Consider the following 22,706-nt stretch of genomic DNA (forward strand, 5'->3'; position numbering starts at 1 on the left):
AGTCAGGCGCCGTGAGCCACCAGGGATCCGAGGCCATCGCAGGCCACAACGACGTCGCGGTCGCCTTGTACTCGCTCGCCGCAGCGGTCGTGCGGCGCATGCCGCGCGACATCAGCCTCACCGCCGCGGCAACCCTGTACGCACTCGAACGCCACGGTCCCCAGCGCCTCACCCGCCTCGCCGCCCTCGAAGGGGTCACCCAGCCGTCGATGACCGCGCTGGTGACCAAGCTCGAGCGCAGCGGTCTCGCCCAGCGCCGTGCCGACCCCACCGATAGGCGTGGTGTTCTGGTCGCCCTCACCGGTGCCGGTGAGCGCTACGTCCACGAGCGCCGCCAGGCCGGCGCTGGCGGCCTCGCCCGGCTCATCGACGAGCTCCCTGCCGATCAAACGAGATCGCTTCGCGATGCGCTCCCGGCGCTGCAAGCCGTAGCCGTACTCGACCACCGCCGCACCGAGACGACCAGTCGGCTCACTCTTACAGCGAGAGGCGCTCTGGGGTGACCAACACGCACGCCCGAGCGGCCAGCCCGCACGCCGGAGCGGCCAGCCCATTCCGCCAGCCCAAAGCCGTGTGGGCGGTGGCCTTCGCCTGCGTCGTGTCGTTCATGGGCATCGGGCTTGTCGACCCGATCCTGCCGGCGCTCGCCAAGGACCTGAAGGCCACCCCCTCCACCGTCGAGCTGCTCTTCACCAGCTACCTGGTGATCACCGCGGTGGCGATGCTCATCACCGGCTGGGTCTCCAGCCGCATCGGAGCCAAACGCACCCTGGTCGCCGGTCTAGTGCTCATCGTCGTCTTCAGTGCGCTCGCCGGTGCGTCCAACAGCATCGGCGAAATCATCGGCTTCCGGGCCGGCTGGGGGCTCGGCAACGCCTTTTTCATCGCCACCTCCCTAGCAGCGATCATCGCCTCGGCAAGCGGCGGGTTCGTCGGCGCGATCGTCCTGTACGAAACCGCCCTCGGGGTCGGGATCGGTCTCGGACCGCTCATCGGCGGCGAACTGGGGGGCATCTCCTGGCGGGGACCGTTCTTCGGAGTGACGGTTCTCATGGCGATCTCCCTCGTCTCGATCCTGGTGCTGCTGGACGCCACGCCGAAGCCCCCACGGAAGATCTCGGTCAAAGAACCGATCACCTGTCTGCGCAACCGGGGCCTGGCCATCATGAGCCTGACCGCCCTCTGCTACAACTGGGGCTTTTTCACCCTGCTCGCCTACACCCCGTTCCCGATGCGTCTCGGGATCCACCAACTCGGCTACACCTTCACCGCCTGGGGGATCCTCGTCGGGATCTTCGCCGTCTTCATAGCGCCCCGTCTCCAACGCCGCTTCGGCACCCCCCAGGTTCTCTACGTCAACCTGGCGATGCTCGCCGCCGACCTGGTCGTCATCGCCGCCTTCACTACCTCCCAGACCACCCTGATCGTCGCAGTGATCGTCTCGGGCGTCTTCGTCGGACTGAACAACACCCTCACCACCCAAGCCGTCATGGCCGTCTCGCCCTTTGAACGGTCACTGACCTCGGCAACCTACGGCTTCGTCCGTTTCATCGGCGGCGGTATCGCGCCCTATATCGCCGCCAGGCTCGCTGCCCACTTCAACGTCCACGTGCCGTTTTACCTCGGCGCCGCCGTCGTGGTCATCGGCATCGTCATACTGACCAGGGGCCACTCCCTGCTCTCCGCCGCCGACCAGGACCAAGTACAAGACCAGATCGGCCAGTCCCCGTCAACACCAACGGCGGCACCCACATCGCAGCCCTTCCAACCAGTCATCGGCTCCGCCACCCTCTCAGAATCGTCCCAGGACGGACATCACGCTCCGATCGTCGTCGCCATCGACGGCGGCCCCGGATCCGACCAACTCTGTGCAGCCGCCGCCGACCTCGCCGAAACGCTCGCCAGTCCCCTCGAAATCCTCCACGTAGTCGAAACCGACATTGCGATGGACCAAGCCGCAGACACCGAAGACCCCGCCCCGATCACCGCCGCACTCACACGGCTCGTCGAACAAGTCGCAGCCCGAGGGATCCCAGCGAGCAGCCACCTGCTCGAGATCGTCGGCGACCACGGCGACGTCGGGCGTCGCATCGCCGCTTTCGCCGACGGCCATCACGCCCGCATGATCGTCGCCGGCGCACCCACCCACGGCCGCTACGCCGGCCTCCTCGACGCCAGCACCACCGCCGAGCTGGCACGCCACACCCACTGCGATCTCCACATCGTCCACCCCGATTCCCCACTGCTGAACTGACTAGGGTGCGGCTCAGCCGGATCGATGTGGACACCAGGATCCCCGCTGGCCTTGTCGGTCCCCTGCCTGGCGGGCACGAGCTGCGGTCGAGTCGCCGAGCCACCTGCGCGACCATTCCCGCTAGACGAGGCTGACGCTGCTCGGCGCGTTGGTGTTCGTCAGACCCCTGGACGCTGCCGGCAGCTGCGTTGAGACTGGTGGCAGTGGCGCTCAGGCGGGCCGCAGGATCATGCCGGCGTCCAGTCGGATCGTGCGGCCGTTGTGCATGGGGTTGCGGACTATCTCCTCGATGAGCAGGCCGAACTCCGACGGCTTTCCCATACGGGGCGGGAACAGCGACTGGGCGGCGAGGTCCGCCTTCACGGCAGGGGGCATCTGGTCGTAGATCGGGGTGTCGAAGGCGCCGGGGGCGATGGTCATCACCCGGATCCCGTGGGCGGCGAGCTCGCGGAAGAGCGGCATCGTCAGTCCGACCAGGGCAGCCTTGGAGGCGCTGTAGGCGACCTGCCCGATCTGCCCCTCCCACGCGGCGCCCGAGGAGACGTTGATGATCACTCCGCGCTCGCCATCCTCGTTCGGCTCGCTCGCCGCCATCGCCGGAACGACGCTGCGCATCACGTGGATCGGACCGTAAAGGTTGATCTTGATCCCCTCGTCGAAGATCTCCATCGGAATGGGTCCCCGGCTGCTCAGCAGCTTGGCCGGGGCCGCGACCGCCGCGGCATTCACGAGTACCTGGGCGGCGCCGTACTCGGCCTCGATGGCGGCGACCGCTGCTTCGACCTGATCGAGATCACTCACGTCGACACGGTGGTGGCTGAACCGCTCGCCCAGTTCGTCCCGCAGCCCGGCTGCGCGCTCGTCATTGAGATCCAGAGCGACCACGGCCCGAGCGTCGAGCTCCAGCAGCCGCCGTACGGCAGCCTCCCCCAGGCCGGAGGCGCCCCCGGTCACGATGGCGACGGCGTTCTCGATCTGCATGTTCTCTCCTTGTCGTGTGCGTCGGCAGGCGGGCTCAGCGGCCGACAGCCGGGTGGCCGAAATTCGGCGTCCGCTTTTCGGCGAAGGCACGCAGTCCCTCCTGCACGTCGCCGCTGTGCAGGTGTTCGGCGGTGACCAGGCGCTCGAGACCTACCGGTGCGACGCGGAGCTCGCCACCGACGTCGACACCTCGCTGCTCGCCAACCTGACGCTCAGCATGCTGACGAGCCTGCACCGGTGGTACGACCCCTCCGGACCCATCACCCCCGAGGATCTGGCCCACCAGGTCCTGGCGATGCTGTCCGGCCCACTGGCCTTTCTGTCCTCCGAAGCCTTGTGCCAGTGACAAGAGCAACCTCATCCCCCGCGGCGGCTACTGACCGGCTTGTTCGGTGGCGCCGGTGTAGGTGTCGGCGTACTGCGCGCGCAGCAGCTTCTTGTCGATCTTCCCGACGCTGGTCTTCACGATCTCGTCAACGACGATGACCTTCTCCGGCAGCTGCCAGCGGGCGAAGGAGTCCTCGAGGACGCCGTGGATGTCGGCGGGCGTGATGGTGTGCCCGGGGCGTGGCACCACCAGCGCGACGGGTCGCTCCTGCCACTTGGGGTGGGCGACGCCTATGACCGCAGCATCGAGGACGCCAGGGTGGGCCAGGATCGCGTTCTCCATGTCGATAGAGGAAATCCATTCCCCGCCGCTCTTGATGACATCCTTGATCCTGTCGGTCAGCTTCAGGTAGCCGTCGGGGTCGATGGTGCCCACGTCGCCGCTGCGCCAGAAGCCGTCGATGAACCGGTCGGCCGAGTCGGGCATGTCGTAGTAGCAGGTGGTGATCCAGGGGCCGCGCATGCACACCTCGCCGACGGATCGGCCGTCGTGTGGCTGTGGACTGTTATCGGGGCCGAGGATCACCACGTCAACACCGGAGATGGGCAGGCCCTGCTTGCGCTTGAGTTCCCACAGCTCGTCTCCGGACAGCCGGGCACGAACCGATGGTTTGAAGCGGTTGAGCGTGACCAACGGGGTGGTCTCGGTGGCGCCGTAGGCGTGGATGGTTTCCGCCCCGGTGAGTTGATGGAATCCGCGCATCAGCGACAGCGGGGGCTCGGTGGCTCCAGACACCAGCCGGGTCCGGCTGAAGTCCGGCTTCTTCTCCATCGTCTCGATGTAGCGCAACATCGGCAGGAAGATCGCCGGTGCTCCGTTGGCGACGGTGACGTTCTCGGCGATCATCGCGTCGGTGAGGGGTTTGGTGTCCTCAGCGGTGTAGCGGCCGGGCAGCACGATCTTGTTGGCCATCAGGGTCGCGGCCTGCGGCAGTCCCCAGGCCTGGCCGTGGAACATCGGCGTGATGATCATCGTGCAGTCATCGAGGGTCATGCCAAGGTTGGCGGCCATGGCCATCGAGTGCAGGTAGATACCGCGGTGGGAGTAGTAGACGCCCTTGGGGCGGCCGGTGGTGCCGGTGGTGTAGCAGGCGCTGTAGGCGGAGGTCTCCTCGATCCACGGCCAGTCGAAGTGGTCGTCGGCGGCGGTGAGCAGGTCCTCATAGTGGTAGAGCGGGGTCAGCGTCGTGTCGATCTCGTCGAGCGGTCGGTCGCTGAGGACGATCCAGCCGCGCACCGTCTCCAGGAGGGGTGCGATGGCCTCGGCGACCGGGAGCAACGATTCGTCGACGGCGATCAGCGACGCCCCGCTGTGGTTGACCACGTAGCCGAGGTCCTCGCTGCCGAGTCGGAGGTTCATCTGCAGCAGCACCGCGGCCAAGCCGGGGATGGCGTAGTACAGCTCGAAGTGGCGGCGAGTGTTCCAGTCCAGAACGCCGATACGGTCGCCGGCGGCCACCCCGAGCCCGGTTAGCGCGTGACCGGAGCGGCAGATCCGCCGGTAGGCGTCGGCGTAGGTGTAGCGGTCCCAGCCGCCGTCGGGGGTGCGGTAGACGATCTCCTGGTCGCCGTGCGTGCGGGCGGCGTGGCGGATCAGGGTGGTGGTATTGAGCGGGAAGTCGTCGCCATGGGTGGACGGGAAACCGCGGATGACGCTGGTGGGCATGGGGCGCTCCATTGCTTGGACTGGGTTGCTTGGACTGGGTGGGCGGGGTCGTCTACTGGACTGCGAGGATGGTGACGACGCACGCGGCGGGGCCGTTGCCGAGCGACCCGCCGGCGTTCTCTGCGAGGCCGATGCGGGCTCGGGCGACCTGCCGGTCGCCGGCTCGGCCGCGTAGCTGGTCGGTCAGCTCGACGATCTGGGCGGCCCCGGTGGCGCCGACGGGGTGACCGCGGGCGATCAGCCCTCCAGAGGGGTTGATCGGGATCCGCCCGCTGATCTCGGTGGCACCGCTGCGTACCAGGCCGGCGGCCTCACCTTCGGCGGCCAACCCGAGTTCCTCGGCGATCACCAGCTCGGCGGGGGCGGCGGCGTCGTGCACCTCGCACACGCCGATGTCGCCCGGCCTGAGTGAGGCCTGCTCGTAGGCGGCGCGGGCGGTGCGGGCGACGACGTCGCCGTCGTCACCGGCTCGGGCGGCGCCGACGGTGCAGGCCAGGACCCGCACGCCCGGGTTTCCCCGTCGGGCGGCCAGCTCGGGGCGGGTCAGCACGACCGCGGCGGCGCCGTCGCCGATGGAAGAGCACATGGGCCGGGTGAGTGGATCGACGATGGTCCGGGCGGCCAGGACGTCGTCGACGGTGAGCGCGTTCCCGTTCTGAGCGATCGGGTTGAGACTTCCGTTGCGGCTGTTCTTCGCGGCCACTCGGGCCAGGTCGCGCGCAGTGGCGCCGGTGCGCCGCATGTAGTCCCGGGCCTCGGCGGCGTAGATCTCCATGAACACCGGCCGGGGCGGCAGCTCGGGGTCCTCGCTGGGCTCGAGCTCGACGTCGACCGCGGCGGCCAGCGCCCGTGCGGCGCGGGAACGGTCGGTGCTGGTCATCTTCTCGGCGCCGACGATCAGGACGGTGTCGTAGCCGCCTGAGGCGACGGCAAGGGCGCCGAGGTGGAAGGCGCTGGAGCTGGATGCGCAGGCGTTCTCCACCGAGATCATCGGGCGTCCGGCGACCCGAGAGGAGCCCAGCGCGGTGTGGGCACGGATCATCTCCTGCCCGGTCAGCAGGCCGGCAGCGGCGTTACCGAAGACGACCAGGCCGACCTCTTCGGCAGAGACGCCGGCGTCGGCGAGGGCGCGGTCGGCGGCCTCGCTGGCCAGCTCCCGCAGCCGGGTCTCGACGAACATTCCGAACCGGGTGATCCCGGTGCCGATCACGGTGACGTCCATCCGGTATCGCCTTTCGCGTTGTCTTTCGGGTCGTTGTGCTCTTCGTTGCCGTGCATGAGTTCGTCCACATCGGCCCAGACCACCCGGGCCGACAGGTGTTCGGCGTTGCGCGGGTCGTCGAGCACGCCGGCGAACATGGCCGCCGTCAGGTCGCGCGCGCGTGTCTCGTCGCGGGCTTGGAGAGCGCCGACGATCGCCTTCTTCTGGCGGACGATCCGCTCCTGCGTGGGCTGGTCATAGCGCCACTCGACAGCCCGAGACATCCAGGCCAGCGCAGCGACCAGCAGGGCGAGCGCCTCGTTGCCGGCGGCGATCGCCAGCAGATGGTGGAACTGGTGGTTGGGCCCGGTGAAGCCTTCGGTGCCGACCGCCGCTTCTAGGCGAACCGTGCACGCCTCGAGCGCGGCAAGTTCGTCGTCTTTGCGCCGGGCTGCGGCCAGCGCGGCGATTGACGGTTCCATCGCAGCGCGCGCCTCGAGCAGTGTGCGCAGGGTGGCGCCGCGGAACTGCAGCGCCATCGCCAGGGAACTACCGACCACCTGCGGCTGCGGCATCGCGATGCGCGGCCCGCCGCCCGGGCCGGGACGAATCTCGATCGCTCCGAGAAAGGCCAACACCCGCAACGCTTCCCGCAGCGAGCCGCGGGACACCTCGAAGTAGCTCATCAACGTTCGCTCGGAAGCCAGCCGGGCACCGGGCACGAGGCTGCGTCGCAGCGCTTCGCGCATCATGCGGCGCGCGGTGCGCTGCGGAACCGTCCCACGTTCAGTCAGGTCACCTCTCTCCTCGACACGCGCCACGCTATCTCGTACTCTACATCTGTGCGAACAGGTACACCAGATCCACCGTTTGTGTTCGGGGCGGAGCACCGGCAGTTCGAGGAGTCCGTCGCCAAGCTGGCCCGGGGGCAGTTCCACGACGGGTATCTCCAGCGGGCCACGACCGATGACATGTGCTGGGACGAGCTCGCCGAGCTCGGCCGGCACGGCCTGCTCGGCATGGGACTTCCCGCCGAGCTAGGAGGACAGGATGCCGACCCGATCGCCCGGGGGATCGCCTGCGAACAGGTCGCCCGCGCCGATTTCAACCTCGCCTACCTGGTGTTCGGCTCCGAGCTGGCCGCCGCGCTCGTACGCGGATCGCCGCCCGAGATCGCGCACCCCCTCGTCCGCGATGTCACCGCCGGCCGACGGCTCATCGCGCTGGCACTGACCGAGCCCCGCGGCGGTTCCGATGCCTCCGGCACCTCGGTCCGGGCTCACCAGGTTGACGGCGGCTACCGTCTCAGCGGCGAGAAGACCTCGGTCACCCTCGGCATGCACGCCTCCCACGCCATCACCGTCGCGACCGTCGACCCTGGGGCCGGTTCGCGCGGCACCCGGCGATTCCTCGTCCCACTCGACGACCAGAGCATCAGCCGGCAGAGCTTCGCGGACCCTGGCTTTCGCCCGCTCAGCCGGGCCGCGCTCAACTTCGACGACACCTTCGTGCCCGACGACCACGAGATGACCGACGCGGGCAGCGGGCTGTCCGCGGTGCTCTCGGATTTCGACCTCACCCGCACGCTGCTGGGGCTCATGGTCATCGGGGCGGCGCGCCGCGCTATCGACGCGACGGTCGAGTGGGTCCGCGAGCGGGAGGCCTTCGGCCGGCCGATCGCCGGCTTTCAGGGCGTCTCGTTCACGCTGGCCGAGCACGATACCCAGCTCGAGGCCGCCCGCTGGCTCTGCTACCGGGCGCTCGGCCTGCGCACCGCGGGTCTGCCGCACACCCGCGAGGCCGCCATGTGCAAATGGTGGGCCCCGCGGCTCGCGGTCCAAGCCATCAACGACTGCATCGTGTTGCACGGCCACGTCGGCTGGTCCAGCGAAATGCCGCTGCAACAGCTGCTGCTCGACGTCAGCGGCCTGCAGATCGGCGACGGCACCCCCCAGATCCAGAAACTCGTCATCGCCCGCCACCTCATCGGCCGGGACTACGTCGGCTGACCTCCATCCCGACGAAAGGCGCCCAGCCCGTGCCCGAACCCGCAGTCCTCACCGAACGCCGCGACCGCGTACTGATCATCACCCTCAACCGCCCCGAAGCCCGCAACGCCGTCAACGGCGCACTCGCCCAAGGGCTGGAGAACGCCATCGACCTGCTGGAAGACGACGACGACCTGTGGGCGGCGATACTCACCGGCGCGGGCCCGGTGTTCTGCGCAGGAGCCGACCTCAAGACCGTCGCCGCGGGAAACCTCGACGAGCTGCGCACCGAGCGCGGGGGATTCGCCGGGTTCGTGCAGCGCGGCCGCGCCAAGCCGGTGATCGCCGCGCTGACCGGTGACGCCATCGCCGGCGGCCTGGAGATCGCGATCGCCGCCGACCTCATCGTCGCCGGCAGCAACGTCCGCCTCGGCATCCCAGAGGCCGGCCGATCACTGCTCGCCATCGGCGGCGGCCTGGCCGAACTACCGCGACTCATCGGGGAGAAGGCCGCCCTCGAACTGGCACTGACCGCGAACCCCTGGCCCGCGGCACGCTTGGCCTCCCTCGGCTTGATCTCCCGCATCGTCGAGCCCCCCGCGGTCCTCGCCGAAGCCCTCACCCTCGCCGAGAGCATCTGCGTGAACGCACCCCTGGCGGTGCGGGCCAGCCGCCGCGTCATCGTCGGCGGCCGTGACCTGGACTCCAACGCCCGCTGGGCCCTGGCCGAGCAGGAACTCGCCCGGCTCGCCGAGACCGCCGACTATCAGGAAGGACCGAGATCCTTTGTCGAGAAGAGAACCCCCCGCTGGTCCGGCCGCTGACCCGGCCGACACCACCTCTCCCCAAGACACCCCACCCGCGCAAGGACCACTGCACGGCGTTCGCGTGCTCGAGTTCGCCGGGATCGGACCCGGACCCTTCTGCGGCATGCTGCTCGCAGACCTGGGCGCCGACGTCGTACGCGTCGAACGCCCCGGCACAGAGGGCCTACTCTTGCCCTGGTCCCGCGACCTGCTCAACCGCGGCAAGCGATCCGTCGCAGCCGACCTCAAGACTACCGACGGGCTCGACCTAACCCTCAGCCTCGTCGCCAAGGCAGACGTGGCCTTCGAGGGATTCCGTCCCGGCGTCGCCGAGCGCCTCGGCATCGGCCCGGAGGCCTGCTGGCAGCGCCGACCGCAGCTGGTCTACGGGCGGATGACCGGTTGGGGACAGACAGGGCCGTTGGCCAACACGGCCGGCCACGACATCACCTACATCGCCCCCACCGGCGCCCTGCATGCCATCGGCAGCGCCGGCGGCCCGCCCCAGGCACCGCTGAACCTCGTGGGCGACTTCGGTGGCGGCGCCCTCTACCTCGCCGTCGGCCTGCTCGCCGCGCTCCACGAAGCCCGCACCAGCGCACGCGGGCAGGTCGTCGACGTCGCCATGGTCGACGGCGCCGCACACCTGATGACCATGTTCTACGCGTTGCACAGCGCCGGAGTCTGGGCCGACGAACGAGGCACCAACCTCCTCGACGGTGGCGCCCCCTTCTACGGTATCTACCGCACCGCCGACGGTGAGCACATAGCCGTCGGCGCCCTCGAGCCACAGTTCTTCGCCGACTTCGTCGACCGGCTCGGAATCACCGTCCCTGACGATGCACAACAGGATCCGACGACCTGGCCGCAGCTACGCCAGCGGATCACCACCGCCTTCGCCAGCCGAACCCGCCAGGAATGGACCGACGCCTTCCAAGACAGCGACGCCTGCGTCGCCCCCGTGCTCTCCATGACAGAAGCCCCCCACCACCCGCACCTGCGCGCCCGAAACACCTTCGTCGAACACGACGGCATCGTTCAACCAGGCCCTGCGCCGCGGTTCTCCCGCACACCAGGCAACATCAGGCGCCCACCCTCCATCCCCGGCCAGCACACCGAGGAAGTCCTCGCCGAGTGGCTCGGCGACTGACCACTCAAGACCACGGAGAAAGTTCAGACCTCTGGATGGGTCCGTGCAGGCATGCGCAGGTGTCAATGGCCAAGTTGCGGTCCCCACTGGTGGCCACCTAGGTGAGTCCTGAAGTACGGGGCTGCTGTGCGGCCTGTGGCGGGGTTGGACGGGTGTGGGAGGGCGGTCTGGCGGGACCGGGTGGCTTGTGTCGGGGTTGTCTTGCTCTTCTGGTCCTGCTTGGCTCCCGGTTCCCTCTGTTTGGGAGGGTTTCGGGGCGGGCGGGAGCAGCGGGAGGGCAAGACGATCGGAGCGGGCGGGTCTTCGATCGTGGTCAGGGTGGGGCGGCTGTCCATGCCCCGCCATGGCGGGTGACGCCCAGGGCGGCGAGGCGCGCCCAGTTGACCGCCGCGGCCCGGGTGTCGGCGTCGGTGGCGATACGGATCGCGCCCCGGACCCTTGCTTTGCGCCCACCCCAGCTGCGGCGCACGAAGTGGGCGATCTTGCGCTCGACCTTCGGGCGGGTGCCGGTGTATGCCTCCTGCCATTCCGGGCTGGCTTGAGCGGCCTTGTGGGCTTGGAGGAGGTCTTCTCGGGCGTGGATGGTGACGGTCCGCCCCGACGCCGAGGTGGTGCACGATTCGCGCAGCGGGCAGGCGGTGCAGTGACCGGCGAAGTCCGCTCGACCCGAGCCGTCTGACAGCCGTCCTTGCCGCTTCGGATCACCGCCACCTTCCCGGCCGGGCAGGTGATGCGGCCGGCGTCGAGATCGACGGTGAAGTCGTCCTTGCCGAACCGTCCGTCCCGCCCCCGGGCCGGTGCCACCTTCGCTTTCACGTCGTCATATCCGGCGTCGGTGAGGCGGGCCAGGGTCTCGGCGGTCCCATACGCACAGTCACCCATCACCGTCGGCTTCACCTTGTCGTCGGCGTGGCCGGCCAGCAAGTCGACCACCGGTGTCGAGTCGTGCACGTTGCCCGCGGTGACGATCACCTCGTCGATCAGCTCCGAGTCGGGGTCGACCGACAGGTGCGCCTTGTAGCCGTCGAAACGGCGGTCATGGGACTTGTGCCCGTGACGGGCCTCGACATCCACCGTGGAGATCACCCGGTCGGCAGCGACCCGCCGGGCGATGCGGAACACCCCGTCGTCTCCCGCTTCGACGTCCTGGCCGGCGACCACAGCCAGCAACTCGACCGCATTGGCGGCCGGACCCTCCAGCGCTTCACCGTCCAACACGGCCAGCGCAGCGGCGCAGTCACGGACCAACGCGTCAACCAACACCTCCCGGGCCGCAGGGTCGTCCCAGTCACAGGCTGGTTTCCCCGGTCCTGCGTAGTCGTCGTCGCGGGCCAGCACGGCCCGCACCTTGGCCGCCAGCAGCGGTGCAGCGCTCGCAGCAGCTTGCGGATCGCGGAGCGCAGCTGGGTGACGGTGTCTTGGGTGGCGACCGAGTCATAGATCGGCGTGGAGTCCAACACCCGCACCCGCCTGCCCATCACCCCCGCCTCGACCGCGGCGGCCTTCGTGTCCTCGAACAGCCGTCGGGGACGGGCCGAGGCACGCAGACGGTTCCGCAACCCGACCAGGGTCGTCGGATGGAACGACTCCGCCCCCGTGGGCAGCCCTGCTGCGGCCTGCCAGGCCAGGTCCCGCTCCAGACGATCGCATGCCTCTCGGTCCGAGAGGCCCTCGTGCGCCTGGAGGATCATCACCGTGGCCAACGTCCGAGCCGGCACCGTCGGGCGTCCCAACCTCGACGCCTTGTACAGGTCCGCGAAGTAGTCGTCGGCGAACATGACCCCGCCATGATCGGCCAACAACAGGTAGATCCCCCGCAGCCGATCCCCCAACAGGACCCTCGGATCCTCGAAGCGGGGCTGGACCTTCGACCGACCGAGCGCCATACCCAAGTCTCGCCGACCCGCCCACAGAACGCGAATCCAACTACGACTACTTCAGGACGCTCCTAGTGTCATCCGCCTGAAGTAAGCCGCGTAAGTGTGTTATGCTTTGGAATGGCACGGACCGGGCGACCGAAAGCAGCGTTGGTGTTGACCGACGAAGAGCGTGATCAGCTGGTGCGCTGGTCTCGGCGGGCGAAGTCGTCTCAGGCGTTGGCGTTACGTTCTCGGATCGTGCTGGCCTGCGGGGAGGGATTGGCGAACAAGGCGGTGGCAGAACGCGAGCGGGTCAATCAGGCGACAGTCGGTAAGTGGCGCAGACGGTTCGTAGAGTCCCGCCTCGACGGGCTCGTCGATGATCCCCGTCCGGGACGGCCGCCCACGATCACCGCCGCACAGGTCGAGGACGTGGTGGTCGCCACGCTGGAGCAGACGCCATCGAATGCCACGCACTGGTCGAGAGCGAAGATGGCCGAGCGCTCCGGGCTGTCAGCATCGACGATCGGGCGGATCTGGAAGACCTTCGAGCTGAAACCGCACCGGACCGACGGGTTCAAGCTGTCAAACGATCCGCTGTTTGTGGACAAGGTGTACGACGTCGTTGGGCTTTACCTCAACCCTCCTGACGGCGCCGTTGTCTATTGCGTGGACGAGAAGTCACAAGTGCAGGCGCTGGCCCGCTCGCAGCCGGCGTTCCCGATGATGCCGTATATGCCCGAGAAACGCACGCATGACTACCTACGGCATGGCACGACGAGCCTATTCGCGGCGTTCAACACCTCCGACGGGTCGGTCATCTCCTCACTGCACCGTCGGCACCGCTCGATCGAGTTCAAGAAGTTCCTGGCCAAGATCGACGCCACGGTCCCCGACGGACTCGACATCCACCTGGTGTGCGATAACTACGGCACTCACAAGTCGCCAGCGGTGAAGGCCTGGCTGGACCGCCATCCCCGGTTCCACCTGCACCACACGCCGACCTACTCGAGTTGGATCAATCAGGTCGAACGGTTCTTCGCCTACATCACCGCCGACCTGCTGCAACGCTCGGACCATCGCAGCGTCCAAGCTCTGGAGGCCGACATCCGTGCCTGGATTGCAGCATGGAACGACAACCCCAAGCCGTTCATCTGGACCAAGACCGCCGACCAGATCCTCGAAAAGCTTGGACGACTATTACAACGGATTAACGGCGGAGGACACTAGGAGACTCCTGAAGTAGAGGTGGTCCGTGAGCCAGTGGGGCCGCCGGATGACGTGGAGCGCGCTCGCAGGGGTCATCGGGAGTTGCCCTGGGTGCCGATCCGGTCCGCGTGCCCCCCGCTACCCGGGTCGTTCCGGTGTCGTTCGGGGGTTCTCGGGCGTTCGGGGGTCACGGGGGGGGTGGGGAGGGGTGCGGCGGCGGGTCGATTGTCCTCACGGTGGGGCGGTGGTCCACGTTCCGCCTAAGAAGTTGACTCCGAGGGTGGCGAGGCGGGACCAGTTGAGGGCCGCGGCGCGGGTGTCGGCGTCCGTGGCGATGCGGGCCTGGCCCCGGACCCGGGCTCTTCGTCCTCCCCAGGATCGGCGCACGAAGTGGGCGATCTTGCGCTCCACCTTGGGCCGGGTGCCGGTGTAGACCTCCTGCCATCGGGGGTCGCGCTGTTGGGCCTTGTGGGCCTGGAGGAGCTCCTCACGGGCGTGGATCGTGACGGTGCGCCCCGACGACGAGGTGGTGCACGAGGTCCGCAACGGGCAGCCGGCGCACTGCGAAGCGAAGTCGGCGAGCCCCGAGCCGTCCTTGGCGGTGCGGATGGCAGCGGTGTTGCCGGCGAGACAGGTGACCGCTCCGGCCTCGAGGTCGACGCTGAAGTCGTCCTTGCCGAAGCGACCCGCTCGCCCGGTGGCGGGGGCGACCTTCGCCTTCACGTCCTCGTAGCCGGCGTCTTCGAGCCGGGAGAGGGTCTCTGCGGTCCCATAGGCGCAGTCGCCCATCACGGATCGGCTTCACCTCGTCGGCGGCGTGCTCGTTGAGCAGGTCCTCGACAGGGGTCGCATCGTGGGTGTTGGCGGGGGTGACGATCACCTCGCAGACCAGCTCGGCGTCGGGGTCGACCGACAGGTGCGCCTTGTAGCCGTCGAAGCGGCGGTTGTGGGACTTGTGACCGTGTCGGGCCTCGACATCGACCGTCGAGATGATCCGGTCCTTCGCGACGCGCCGGGCGATCCGGAAGATCCCGTCGTCACCTTGCTCTACGTCCTGGCCCGCCACGATCGCCACGAGCTGTGCGGCGTCGGCGACGGCGCCGTCGAGCTCCTCTCCGTCAAGGACACCGAGGACGGCGAGGCAGTCCCGGACGAGCGCATCGACGAGCTTCTCGCGGGCCGCCTCGTCGTCCCAGTCACAGCTCGGCTTGCCCGGCTCCGCGTAGTCGTCGTCGCGGGTGAGCACCGAGCGGACTTTCGCCGCCAGCTCGGGCGCGCGCTGATCGAGGGCACGGAGGAGCTTTCGGATCGCCGAGCGCAGCTGGGTGATCGTGTCCTGGGTGGCCACCGCGTCGTAGATTGGCGTCGAGTCGAGCACCCGCACCCGGTTTCCGAGCACGCCCGCCTCGGCTGCTGCCGCTTTGGTGTCCTCGAACAGCCGGCGAGGACGCGCCGAGCCCCGCAGGCGGTTGCGCAGACCGACGAGGGTCGTCGGATGGAACGACTCGGCACCGACATCCACCCCGGCGGCTGCCTGCCAGGCAAGATCGCGCTCCAAGCGGTCGCAGGCCTCCTGGTCGGAGAGGCCCTCGTGGGACTGAAGGAGCATCACCGTCGCGAGCACCCTGGCGGGGATCGTCGGGCGCCCGAGCTTGGAGGACTTGTACAGATCGGCGAAGTAGTCGTCCGCGAACATCGCTGCGCCGTGCTCGGCCAACAGCAGGTAGATCCCCCGCAGCCGGTCACCGAGCAGGCTCCGAGGATCCTCGAAGCGGGGCTGGACCTTGGAACGACCGAGCGCCATGGCCAATTCTCGCCCACCCGCCCGCAGATCGCGAATCGAGCAGCGACTAAATCAGGCGTCTCCTAGAAGCGATCGGGCGAGACGGTCCAGCTCGGTGACCACCAAGGGTGTCGCCGTCGCGGCAGGCGGAGCCCCGCGGCGGCGGGTCGGGCACAGGCGCGGTTGGGAGCGGCCTGCTCGGCTCGGTGATCGGGTTGTTGTTGTTCGTGCCCGTCTTGGGTCTGGTGGTCGGCGCCGCCGGTGGTGCGATCGCCGCCGGCGGCAGCCGCATGGGTGTGGGGAGAAGGTCCGCCGCTCTGTTCGTCCTCATCCGCCAGGGCGACCCACAGCGTGACGTGCCCGAGTGGCCGGCCGAGTTCTGGTAGTCCTTCATGTTGGCGGTTCCCTTCCTGATCGGATGTCTTGATCGAACGCCCGACACCTACCACTCGGCATCAGGCGGGGGACCGCCACCTCAAATTTCCGCCCTCAGCGGGACAACCTCGGCCCGCGTAACAGCCGGGTCAGATCCAGCACTCTCAGCCCGTCGAGTGCTCCCCCTAACTGCAATCACCTCCGTTATCTCACAATGAGCCCCGCGTCGCGCATGCCCCCACTGCCCCCCACTGCCTCGTCAGGGCCGATGTCGGCTTGCCAACTACTCCAGTAGGTGGAGCCGCCTAGCTTCTTCCTCTAGAAGTGGCTGGAAAAGCGGGTCGGCAATACTGATCAACAACTCCGCCCTCTGCCGACGGGGCTTGCCTTTCAGGCTTACCGCGCCGTATTCAGTCACTACCCAGTCGACGTCGTTTCTCGGAGTGCTCACGATCACCCCCGGTGGCAGCTGTGGGACAATGCGAGACACCCTGTCGCCCTTGGCGAGTGTTGGTGCCGTTTCATAAAGTTGTTGACTTTTGTTCCCTGACGCATAGGTGACGAGAATAGCCTTGCCACCGTCGGATTTAGACGCTCCGCGGGTGAAATCCATCTGTCCTCCGGAACCCGTGTACTGAAGAGGCCCGATCGATTCGCACGTTGCTTGCCCAGTGAGGTCAATCATAATTATCGAGTTGATCGCTACAACCTTCGGATTTTGCGCGATCACGAAAGGATCATTCGTCTGAGATACGGGACGCATATCAATGCTTCCATTGTCGTTTATCCAGTCATACAGGTCCTGGGTGCCGGAAGCAAAGGTGGCGACAAATTTGCCTCGGCCAACCGTTTTGTGTCTGTTGGTGATGGCTCCCATATCGAAGAGGCTCATATACGCGTCTACAATCATTTCCGTGTGAACCCCCAGTCCTTTCTTATGCTCAAAGCAGTGGGCAACCGCGTTCGGTATGCCTCCGAACCCCAACTGTATGGTTGACTCGTCCTCAACCAAGGCGTCAATGTGTGCAGCGATCCTCTTATCTAGCTCGCACGGAGGAACATCTGGCACGATCGGCTGCGCCTTGTGATTTTCCACAATGTAATCGACTTCATCGATATGAACCATGCAATTTCCCAGCAGCCGTGGGCATCTTTCGTTGACTTCAAGGATGACTGTACGAGCGTTCTCAATCATCGCCCTGGTATACCCAGCCCCGACCCCGAAGCTACAGAAACCCGCATTGTCTGGCGGCGACACCTCAACAAGTGCCACATCAATTCTCGCCCGTTTCTGGTCCAAGAGAGTAGGAATGTCGGAGAAATGAACGGGTATTTGGTCCCCGCGGCCAGTTTGAATCAGCTCTCTTTGAGCGGGGAGTGTTGTGAACCCGGTGATCGTCTTGATGTGCTTCTCGCTCGTCGGAATCGCCAGCAATTCCTGAAAATAGTCGACGCTAGGGTGGGGACACGGGATATCGAACAGCTTCACGTCCATCAGTTCATCTCGACGGGCGATCAGCGCCTTCACTACCGCTGCGGGGTAGGGGTTGAATACCCCGATGTAAACGTGGTCGCCTGACCTCACCGCGCGCGCGGCCTGATGGGGTGATACCACCTTCTTCTTGTAAGTCTCCATCCCCGACATTTCCGTTCCTACTTCCTTTCGGTATGATGTTGCTGCCAGAGTCCCGCTTAGTAAATTCGCTCTGGCCCTGCCTAGCCCGGTCCGTGTTGGTCCGGCCCTCAGCCGCTTGGTAGAGCGATGAGCTGGGCGAGCTGTGCCCCCGGTAGGCCTCCAGCCGTTCCGGGCGCTAGCTGGGTCGCTCTTGGGGCACGGCACGGATCCGTACGGGCACGTAAGATCGCGAACTGCGTGTGGTGCGCGCTGGAAGTCCCCCTTCTGTCCGGTCACCCGCCAGCTGTCACCATCAGCGACGGCCCGCGTCGCGACCGCGGCAAGATCGGAGCCTGCGCCCGGCTCGCTGAACTGCTGCCACCAGATCTCCTCACCCAGCCACAACGGCCTTAGGAACCGGTTCTTCTGGTCCTGCGTACCAAAACCTAAAATGCGTCCCTCGTTTGTTCGTGTGGGCAGGTCCGGTCCCGACGCCCCGAAAGGCACTCAGCAGTAGCCCGACGAATCCCGGCCAGGCGCCCGATGACTGGCAGCGAGTTGCTGTCAAGCCTGGCCGAAGGCCACCCGGAGGGCTCGGCCTTGACGGCACCGTGACTTGGGATTTCATGGCCACGACCATGGGGACAGACCGCCGCCAGGCGGTCCTGGCCGTGGCCCCAACCCACTGGGAACCACCGCCAAAGGCCGTCCACGATGGAGGGGGTAGTCGAGAAGGTGCGGACGCATCCGCCCACACGAAACAGCGAGGAGCACTAAAGTGGTCGCCGCTGCCATGCCGAGCCCGATCCCGTTGCGGGCGGAGTCGTGCAGTGCAGCGGGGCGCCGGTCTCGGCTAGCTGGGCGTCGACGTCGCCCTGCCACGCTCGCGGCAACCCGAGACCACCAAGACCATCGGGATAGTGCACCCGGGCCAATCCGGCGTCGAAGCGGGCCGCCAGGAACTCCACGGGGTGGGTCGTGCGCGGCGAAGGAGCGCGCGTCACGTGATCGAGCCGGCCGGCGAGTTGTTCCCGGGTCGTCCGGGACTGATCTGTCATCAAAACGCTCCGTCGCCATGCCGAGCACGGACAAGTGCACGACCCAGCGGGAGGACATCGAGGCCTTCCCACTTCAACCATCGCGAGGCCATGAAGTAGCCGCCTCCCACTGCGCACGCCAGCAGCAGCCAACCCGAGGCCTTCTCCAGATCCGCGTTCGAATTCCAGATCCCGCCGACGAGGGTCCACAACGCGCCGTTGATCAGCAGAAGCAGCAGGCTGAAGAACAGCGGCAGCACGACGCTGAGCAGCAGCCATAGGGACAGCACGGCGGTCCAGCCGATCAGGAAAGCGCCCTGCACGTGAGCCAGATCGGTGGCCGGTACGGGCCACCAGCCGTGTATGAGCCCCACGTTCAGCGCCGCAAACGAGAGCAGGAATGGACCAAACGTGCAGAAGAATAGCCCTATCACATGGTCGCCTCCCTTAACCGCGATGGCACCCACGATGAGTTGGGTCAAGCCGCACACGAAAAGCATCGGAATGAACGCCAGCCCACTGGTGGCCGGGATCGCATCGGTAAACTGCAAACCGAGCAGAAGAACCGCCACCGTGAACACGCTAATACCCGCGGCGGCGGCGTCAGCGGGCGGCGGCGGAGTGGTGTGCCTAACCTGTGTGGACGTGATCTGTTCCGACATCATGACCCCCTATAGACGTGTTGGCCGTCGGTAGTCCCGGACGGTCGTGGTGCTTCTGCTTGGTGCTCTGCGGTGCTCTATACGGGGCGCCTGGATCAACCCACCGGCCCCTCGCTCTGCGTCGACGGCCGCCACCGCCTGCTACGGCAAGTGGCACAGCGGCGCCGAGGACGGGCCGCTGGCGCACCGACCACTCGGCTAGTTGGAACTGGAAGGAGCTACGCATGGTGGCTCAAGTGATGCTTACCCCGCCGTCGACGACGAGCGTGTGGCCGGTTACGTAGCTGCTTGCGTCGCTGGCGAGGAAGACCAGCGCGGCGGCAAGCTCGTCTCCTTCGCCCCAACGGCCCGTCAATGTCCGCTGCATCTGCTCTTCGACGTAGCCGGGAGCGTATTGGTCGGTCATCTCGGAGCGGAAGAAACCCGGTGCAAGTGCGTTCACTCGAATACCCTTCCGCCCCGTCCACTGCTGTGCGAGGTCACGGGTTAGCCCCAGGAGTGCAGACTTGCTTGCCGTGTAGGCCGCTTGGGGGAGACCGGCGGTCGTCAGGGCTAGAACGCTTGCGATGTTGACAATCGAAGATCCGGGTTGCATGACTCGCCCGCACTCTTGGGCCATCCAGTAGCAGCCGCTCAGGTTGACGTCGATGACTCGCCGGAACTGCTCGGGCGTCTCCCGGCTAGCGGGGACGGCTGTCCCGACCCCAGCGTTGTTTACAAGAACGTCGACGCGACCGAAGGTGTCAATTGTGGCAGCGACTAGCCTGTGGCATTCGTCGGGAACGGCCACGTCGGTCGGCACAGCGACCGCCCGACGACCCGTTCGCTCGACGAGGTGCTTGGTCTGGGCCAGGCGATCCGGGCGACGGGCGGCGAGTACGACATCAGCTCCAGCCTCGGCGAGCGCCACCGCGAAGTCGACACCGAGCCCGGACGATGAGCCGGTTACGATGGCGACTCGGCCGTCTAGCCGGAAGCGGTCGAGGATCGGCACCGCGTCAGTATGACTTCGCCAAGCCGAGTACATGCTGACCGATCTGGTTTAGCACCATCTCGTTGTTGATCGGGGCGAACCGCATCAGGCGTGTGGTACGCCACAGCGGCACAAGGTCGTACTCGTCGGTGATGCCATTGCCGCCGTGGATCTGAATGGCGTGGTCGGCGGCGCGGTTAGCGGCCTCGCTGCCAAGCCACTTAGCGGCGTTGGCGAGGCCTGCTGCCGAAGCGTCTGACAATCCGACAGCACGAACCGCCTCACGGTTGAGCGCCCTGGCGGCGCTCAACTCGGCCCACAGCGCGGAGAGGGGGTGCTGGACGGACTGGTAGCTGCCGATTGGATCACCGAACGGCGCTCGTTCCCGAGCGTAGTGGACAGCCCTTTCGACACAGTGGAATCCGAGGCCGTAGGCGAACGCAGCGATCAGGACTCGCTCGGTGTTCAGCGCCTCGAACAACGCTGTGGCGCCCTCGCCTTCGGCACCGACGAGGTTTCCCGCTGGCACCCGCAGGTCGTCGAACACGACGTCGTACTGGCGCTCGGGTGTGCCCGCGTCCGCTGTCAGTAGCTCTGTCGAGACGCCCGGAGCGGCAAGGTCGATCATGAGGATTGTGAGAGGCCGCCGCCCTCGAGAACTGGGCCGGTCGCCGGCTGCGCATACCAGGAAAAGATCCTCGGCATTCCCAGCCGAGGAGATCCAGCGCTTGCGCCCGGAGACGACGTACTCAGAGCCAGAGGGCGTTGCCGTGGTCTTCATAGCGAAGGAGTTCGTCCCGGCGTCAGGTTCGGTGATGGCGAACGCGAGACGGCGTTCGCCGGACACGATAGGCGGCAGAAGCCGGGTCGCCAGCTCCTGCGAGGCATGACGAGCGATCACCGGCAGGCACAGTTCGGTCATGATGAACGACAACAGGGGAAGCCCCGCAGCGGCGAGCTCCTCGGCGACGGCAACAGCGGAATCGAGGGCAGCACCACCTCCTCCGAACTGTTCGGGCACGCCCGTGCCCACGTACCCGGCGGCGCACAACTCCCGCCACAACGCATCAGGCTCGCGCCCGTCGCGATAACAAGCCAAGAAGTAGCTTCTGTCGTAGCGTTTGAGGAGGGAGCGGACACCGCCGCGTAGCAGAGCGTCGCCCTCGTCGAAGGCCGAAAGCTCGTCGAGGCGCCCCGGTTCACCCGACACGTCGGCTCTCCCCGGCCCAGTGCTTTTCGCGAAGGGCCCGGCGGAACAGCTTGCCAACCGCGGTCTTTGGGACTTCGTCGACCAGCTCGAGCCGGATCGGCTTCTTGTAGCTGGCCAAGCCCACGTCCCGACAGTGCTGTTGGATCTCATCGAGCGTCGGCGTGGCGCCTGCTACTGGGGCGATGCAAGCCATGACGCCCTCACCCCACTTCTCATCGGGCACGCCGATGACTGCCACCTCACGTACGGCTGGGTGGGAGGCGATGGCGTCCTCGACCTCGCGAGGGTAGACGTTGAGGCCGCCGCTCACGATCATGTCATTCTTACGGTCGACGATGGTGATGTACCCCTCGGGGTCACGGATGGCGAGGTCTCCCATTTTGAACCATCCGTCCTCGTAGGCTTGAGCGGTCGCCTCAGGCTGGTTCCAGTAGCGCACGGAGGCCGCGTCGCCACGTACCCATATCTCGCCCATCTCACCGACGGGCACCTCATGGCCATCGTCGTCTACGAGACGGACGTCGAAAAAGGGGACCGGCCGTCCACATGAGGACAGGCGCTCGGGGTTGTGCTCGAGTGCGCGGACGTGCTCGTCGGGATAAAGGATCGTATTGTAAACGGTGCCGCCTTCGGTCGAGCCGTAGCCCTGCAGGAAGATCGGCCCGAATACCTCCATCGCCTTGGACAGCGCGGTCGGCGATATCGGCGCGCCAGAGTAATAGATCACCTTCAGGCTTGATAGGTTGGCCGCTGCCGCGGAGGGGTGGGTGGCGAGCATGTTGATGATGGCCGGCGCTAGTATCGTGCAGCTGATGCGTTCCCGTTCCACGATCTCGAAGAACGATTCGGGGTCGAAGTGCTCCATCATCACCGAGCGGGCGCCTTGGTAGAGGGCTGGAGCGGTGAGTATCCCCGACTGGTGGGACAACGGCCCGACGTGCAGGAGCGCGTCGGTGTGGTCGAGACCACCCATGAACAGCGCCATGATGTTCCGGTAGGTGTTGAACCAGTTGCGGTGCAGATAGACGGCACCTTTGTAGCGTCCGGTGGTGCCCGACGTGTGGAAAACGAGGTAGATGTCGTCTTCATCGACCGGCACAGGATCTGTGGGCTTGGAGGCGTCTATCAGCTCCTCGTACGAACTCCCTGTCCCGAGGACAAGGAGACTGAAGTCGCCGACGTTCGGGGAGGCGGACCGAATTCGTTCGAGAGTGTCGACAAATTCGGGTCCGGCTACGACCACTTTGGGCGTGAGGTCTTCCAGTGTGACCGTCCACTCCCGTTCTCCGTCGCGGGCGTTCAACCGTCCCCGTATACCACCGATCATTGAAACCGCGAGGTCGGTCTCCACCCACTCATTTCGGTTGTGCATGACAGCCACCACCCGGTCACCCTTGGCGATCCCATGAGATCGCAGGCCGCCGGCGAGGCGCGCCGAACGCTCCCACAACTCGTTGTAGCTGAGCGTGCCGCGCGAATCGACCAATGCCGGTCGGTCCCCGTGGCGGATCACTGCCTTGCGCATGAAGTCGTGCACGAGCATCGGCATG

The 22,706-nt window shown here is 66.8% G+C and carries 22 protein-coding genes and 2 pseudogenes; 8 read left to right on the plus strand and 16 right to left on the minus strand.

Annotated features, from left to right (window positions below; translation table 11 throughout):
- Positions 1-11: 11 nt before the first annotated feature.
- On the plus strand, positions 12-503 hold the full coding sequence (locus K6U06_RS16160; protein ID WP_262322986.1) for a MarR family winged helix-turn-helix transcriptional regulator: 492 nt from the start codon (positions 12-14) through the stop codon (positions 501-503).
- The gene (locus K6U06_RS16165) at positions 500-2,254 is read left to right on the plus strand and encodes an MFS transporter (RefSeq protein ID WP_262322987.1); all 1,755 of its coding nucleotides are present in this window, start codon (positions 500-502) and stop codon (positions 2,252-2,254) included. The genes K6U06_RS16160 and K6U06_RS16165 overlap by 4 nt, the downstream gene beginning before the upstream one ends.
- A gap of 210 nt (positions 2,255-2,464) precedes the next feature.
- Here the strand turns inward: K6U06_RS16165 and K6U06_RS16170 are convergent, their stop codons facing one another.
- Positions 2,465-3,208: an SDR family NAD(P)-dependent oxidoreductase gene (locus K6U06_RS16170; protein WP_262322988.1), complete on the minus strand. Its 744-nt coding sequence runs from the start codon at positions 3,206-3,208 to the stop codon at positions 2,465-2,467.
- A 1-nt stretch (position 3,209) separates the two neighbouring features.
- Here K6U06_RS16170 and K6U06_RS16175 point away from each other — a divergent pair, with 1 nt between their 5' ends.
- Positions 3,210-3,581 (plus strand): hypothetical protein, encoded by a 372-nt coding sequence (locus K6U06_RS16175; RefSeq protein ID WP_262322989.1) that lies wholly within the window; start codon positions 3,210-3,212, stop codon positions 3,579-3,581.
- Positions 3,582-3,608: 27 nt separating this feature from the next.
- Here the strand turns inward: K6U06_RS16175 and K6U06_RS16180 are convergent, their stop codons facing one another.
- The 3 genes from K6U06_RS16180 to K6U06_RS16190 are packed head-to-tail and all read right to left on the minus strand — an operon-like array spanning position 3,609 to position 7,310.
- Positions 3,609-5,288 carry a long-chain-fatty-acid--CoA ligase gene (locus K6U06_RS16180; RefSeq protein ID WP_262322990.1) on the minus strand — a complete coding sequence of 560 codons (1,680 nt, stop codon included), beginning with the start codon at positions 5,286-5,288 and terminating at the stop codon, positions 3,609-3,611.
- Between the two features lie 52 nt (positions 5,289-5,340).
- Complete coding sequence (locus K6U06_RS16185; protein WP_262322991.1) at positions 5,341-6,510, minus strand: thiolase family protein; 1,170 nt, start codon at positions 6,508-6,510, stop codon at positions 5,341-5,343.
- Entirely contained in the window at positions 6,495-7,310 is an 816-nt protein-coding gene (locus K6U06_RS16190) for a FadR/GntR family transcriptional regulator (RefSeq protein ID WP_262322992.1), read from the minus strand. Before K6U06_RS16190 ends, K6U06_RS16185 begins: the two co-directional genes overlap by 16 nt.
- Before the next feature lie 21 nt (positions 7,311-7,331).
- On the opposite strand from K6U06_RS16190, the gene K6U06_RS16195 reads away from it, so the two are divergent.
- The 3 genes from K6U06_RS16195 to K6U06_RS16205 are packed head-to-tail and all read left to right on the plus strand — an operon-like array spanning position 7,332 to position 10,433.
- The gene (locus K6U06_RS16195; RefSeq protein WP_262322993.1) at positions 7,332-8,498 is read left to right on the plus strand and encodes an acyl-CoA dehydrogenase family protein; all 1,167 of its coding nucleotides are present in this window, start codon (positions 7,332-7,334) and stop codon (positions 8,496-8,498) included.
- Between the two features lie 29 nt (positions 8,499-8,527).
- A complete protein-coding gene (locus tag K6U06_RS16200) occupies positions 8,528-9,301 on the plus strand; it encodes an enoyl-CoA hydratase-related protein (protein ID WP_262322994.1) in 774 nt (257 codons plus the stop codon).
- Positions 9,302-9,350: 49 nt separating this feature from the next.
- Entirely contained in the window at positions 9,351-10,433 is a 1,083-nt protein-coding gene (locus K6U06_RS16205) for a CaiB/BaiF CoA transferase family protein (RefSeq protein ID WP_262323031.1), read from the plus strand.
- 313 nt (positions 10,434-10,746) lie between these two features.
- Here K6U06_RS16205 and K6U06_RS24770 read toward each other — a convergent pair whose 3' ends face one another.
- The 3 genes and pseudogenes from K6U06_RS24770 to K6U06_RS16215 form a co-directional block, all read right to left on the minus strand.
- Positions 10,747-11,160, minus strand: coding sequence for a transposase (locus K6U06_RS24770; RefSeq protein ID WP_410051068.1), 414 nt, complete (start codon positions 11,158-11,160; stop codon positions 10,747-10,749).
- A 152-nt stretch (positions 11,161-11,312) separates the two neighbouring features.
- Positions 11,313-11,594: pseudogene (locus K6U06_RS24775) on the minus strand (transposase); the annotation flags it as partial.
- Entirely contained in the window at positions 11,516-12,319 is an 804-nt protein-coding gene (locus K6U06_RS16215; RefSeq protein WP_262322996.1) for a transposase, read from the minus strand. The gene K6U06_RS16215 and the pseudogene K6U06_RS24775, both read right to left, overlap by 79 nt.
- A 111-nt stretch (positions 12,320-12,430) precedes the next feature.
- Between K6U06_RS16215 and K6U06_RS16220 the strand changes: the two genes are divergently transcribed.
- Positions 12,431-13,522: an IS630 family transposase gene (locus K6U06_RS16220; RefSeq protein WP_262322997.1), complete on the plus strand. Its 1,092-nt coding sequence runs from the start codon at positions 12,431-12,433 to the stop codon at positions 13,520-13,522.
- Between the two features lie 210 nt (positions 13,523-13,732).
- Here K6U06_RS16220 and K6U06_RS16225 read toward each other — a convergent pair whose 3' ends face one another.
- Positions 13,733-14,047: a transposase gene (locus K6U06_RS16225; RefSeq protein ID WP_262322998.1), complete on the minus strand. Its 315-nt coding sequence runs from the start codon at positions 14,045-14,047 to the stop codon at positions 13,733-13,735.
- Positions 13,989-15,305, minus strand: coding sequence for a transposase (locus K6U06_RS16230; protein WP_262322999.1), 1,317 nt, complete (start codon positions 15,303-15,305; stop codon positions 13,989-13,991). Before K6U06_RS16230 ends, K6U06_RS16225 begins: the two co-directional genes overlap by 59 nt.
- Before the next feature lie 107 nt (positions 15,306-15,412).
- On the opposite strand from K6U06_RS16230, the gene K6U06_RS16235 reads away from it, so the two are divergent.
- Positions 15,413-15,670 carry a hypothetical protein gene (locus K6U06_RS16235; protein ID WP_262323000.1) on the plus strand — a complete coding sequence of 86 codons (258 nt, stop codon included), beginning with the start codon at positions 15,413-15,415 and terminating at the stop codon, positions 15,668-15,670.
- A gap of 272 nt (positions 15,671-15,942) precedes the next feature.
- Here K6U06_RS16235 and K6U06_RS16240 read toward each other — a convergent pair whose 3' ends face one another.
- The 7 genes and pseudogenes from K6U06_RS16240 to K6U06_RS16265 form a co-directional block, all read right to left on the minus strand.
- Positions 15,943-17,295, minus strand: coding sequence for an acetyl-CoA hydrolase/transferase family protein (locus K6U06_RS16240; RefSeq protein WP_262323001.1), 1,353 nt, complete (start codon positions 17,293-17,295; stop codon positions 15,943-15,945).
- Between the two features lie 203 nt (positions 17,296-17,498).
- A pseudogene (locus K6U06_RS24780) lies at positions 17,499-17,727 on the minus strand (acyl-CoA dehydrogenase family protein); the annotation flags it as partial.
- A gap of 320 nt (positions 17,728-18,047) precedes the next feature.
- On the minus strand, positions 18,048-18,332 hold the full coding sequence (locus K6U06_RS16245) for a hypothetical protein (RefSeq protein WP_262323002.1): 285 nt from the start codon (positions 18,330-18,332) through the stop codon (positions 18,048-18,050).
- A complete protein-coding gene (locus K6U06_RS16250) occupies positions 18,332-18,976 on the minus strand; it encodes a GPR1/FUN34/YaaH family transporter (RefSeq protein WP_316044729.1) in 645 nt (214 codons plus the stop codon). Before K6U06_RS16250 ends, K6U06_RS16245 begins: the two co-directional genes overlap by 1 nt.
- Positions 18,977-19,205: 229 nt before the next feature.
- A complete protein-coding gene (locus tag K6U06_RS16255) occupies positions 19,206-19,967 on the minus strand; it encodes an SDR family NAD(P)-dependent oxidoreductase (RefSeq protein WP_262323003.1) in 762 nt (253 codons plus the stop codon).
- Positions 19,968-19,971: 4 nt separating this feature from the next.
- Positions 19,972-21,156 (minus strand): acyl-CoA dehydrogenase family protein, encoded by a 1,185-nt coding sequence (locus K6U06_RS16260; RefSeq protein WP_262323004.1) that lies wholly within the window; start codon positions 21,154-21,156, stop codon positions 19,972-19,974.
- Positions 21,146-22,705: a class I adenylate-forming enzyme family protein gene (locus tag K6U06_RS16265; protein ID WP_262323005.1), complete on the minus strand. Its 1,560-nt coding sequence runs from the start codon at positions 22,703-22,705 to the stop codon at positions 21,146-21,148. The genes K6U06_RS16260 and K6U06_RS16265 overlap by 11 nt, the downstream gene beginning before the upstream one ends.
- Position 22,706: the final 1 nt, after the last annotated feature.

Source organism: Acidiferrimicrobium sp. IK, assembly GCF_025499425.1.
GTDB lineage: Bacteria > Actinomycetota > Acidimicrobiia > Acidimicrobiales > Palsa-688 > Acidiferrimicrobium.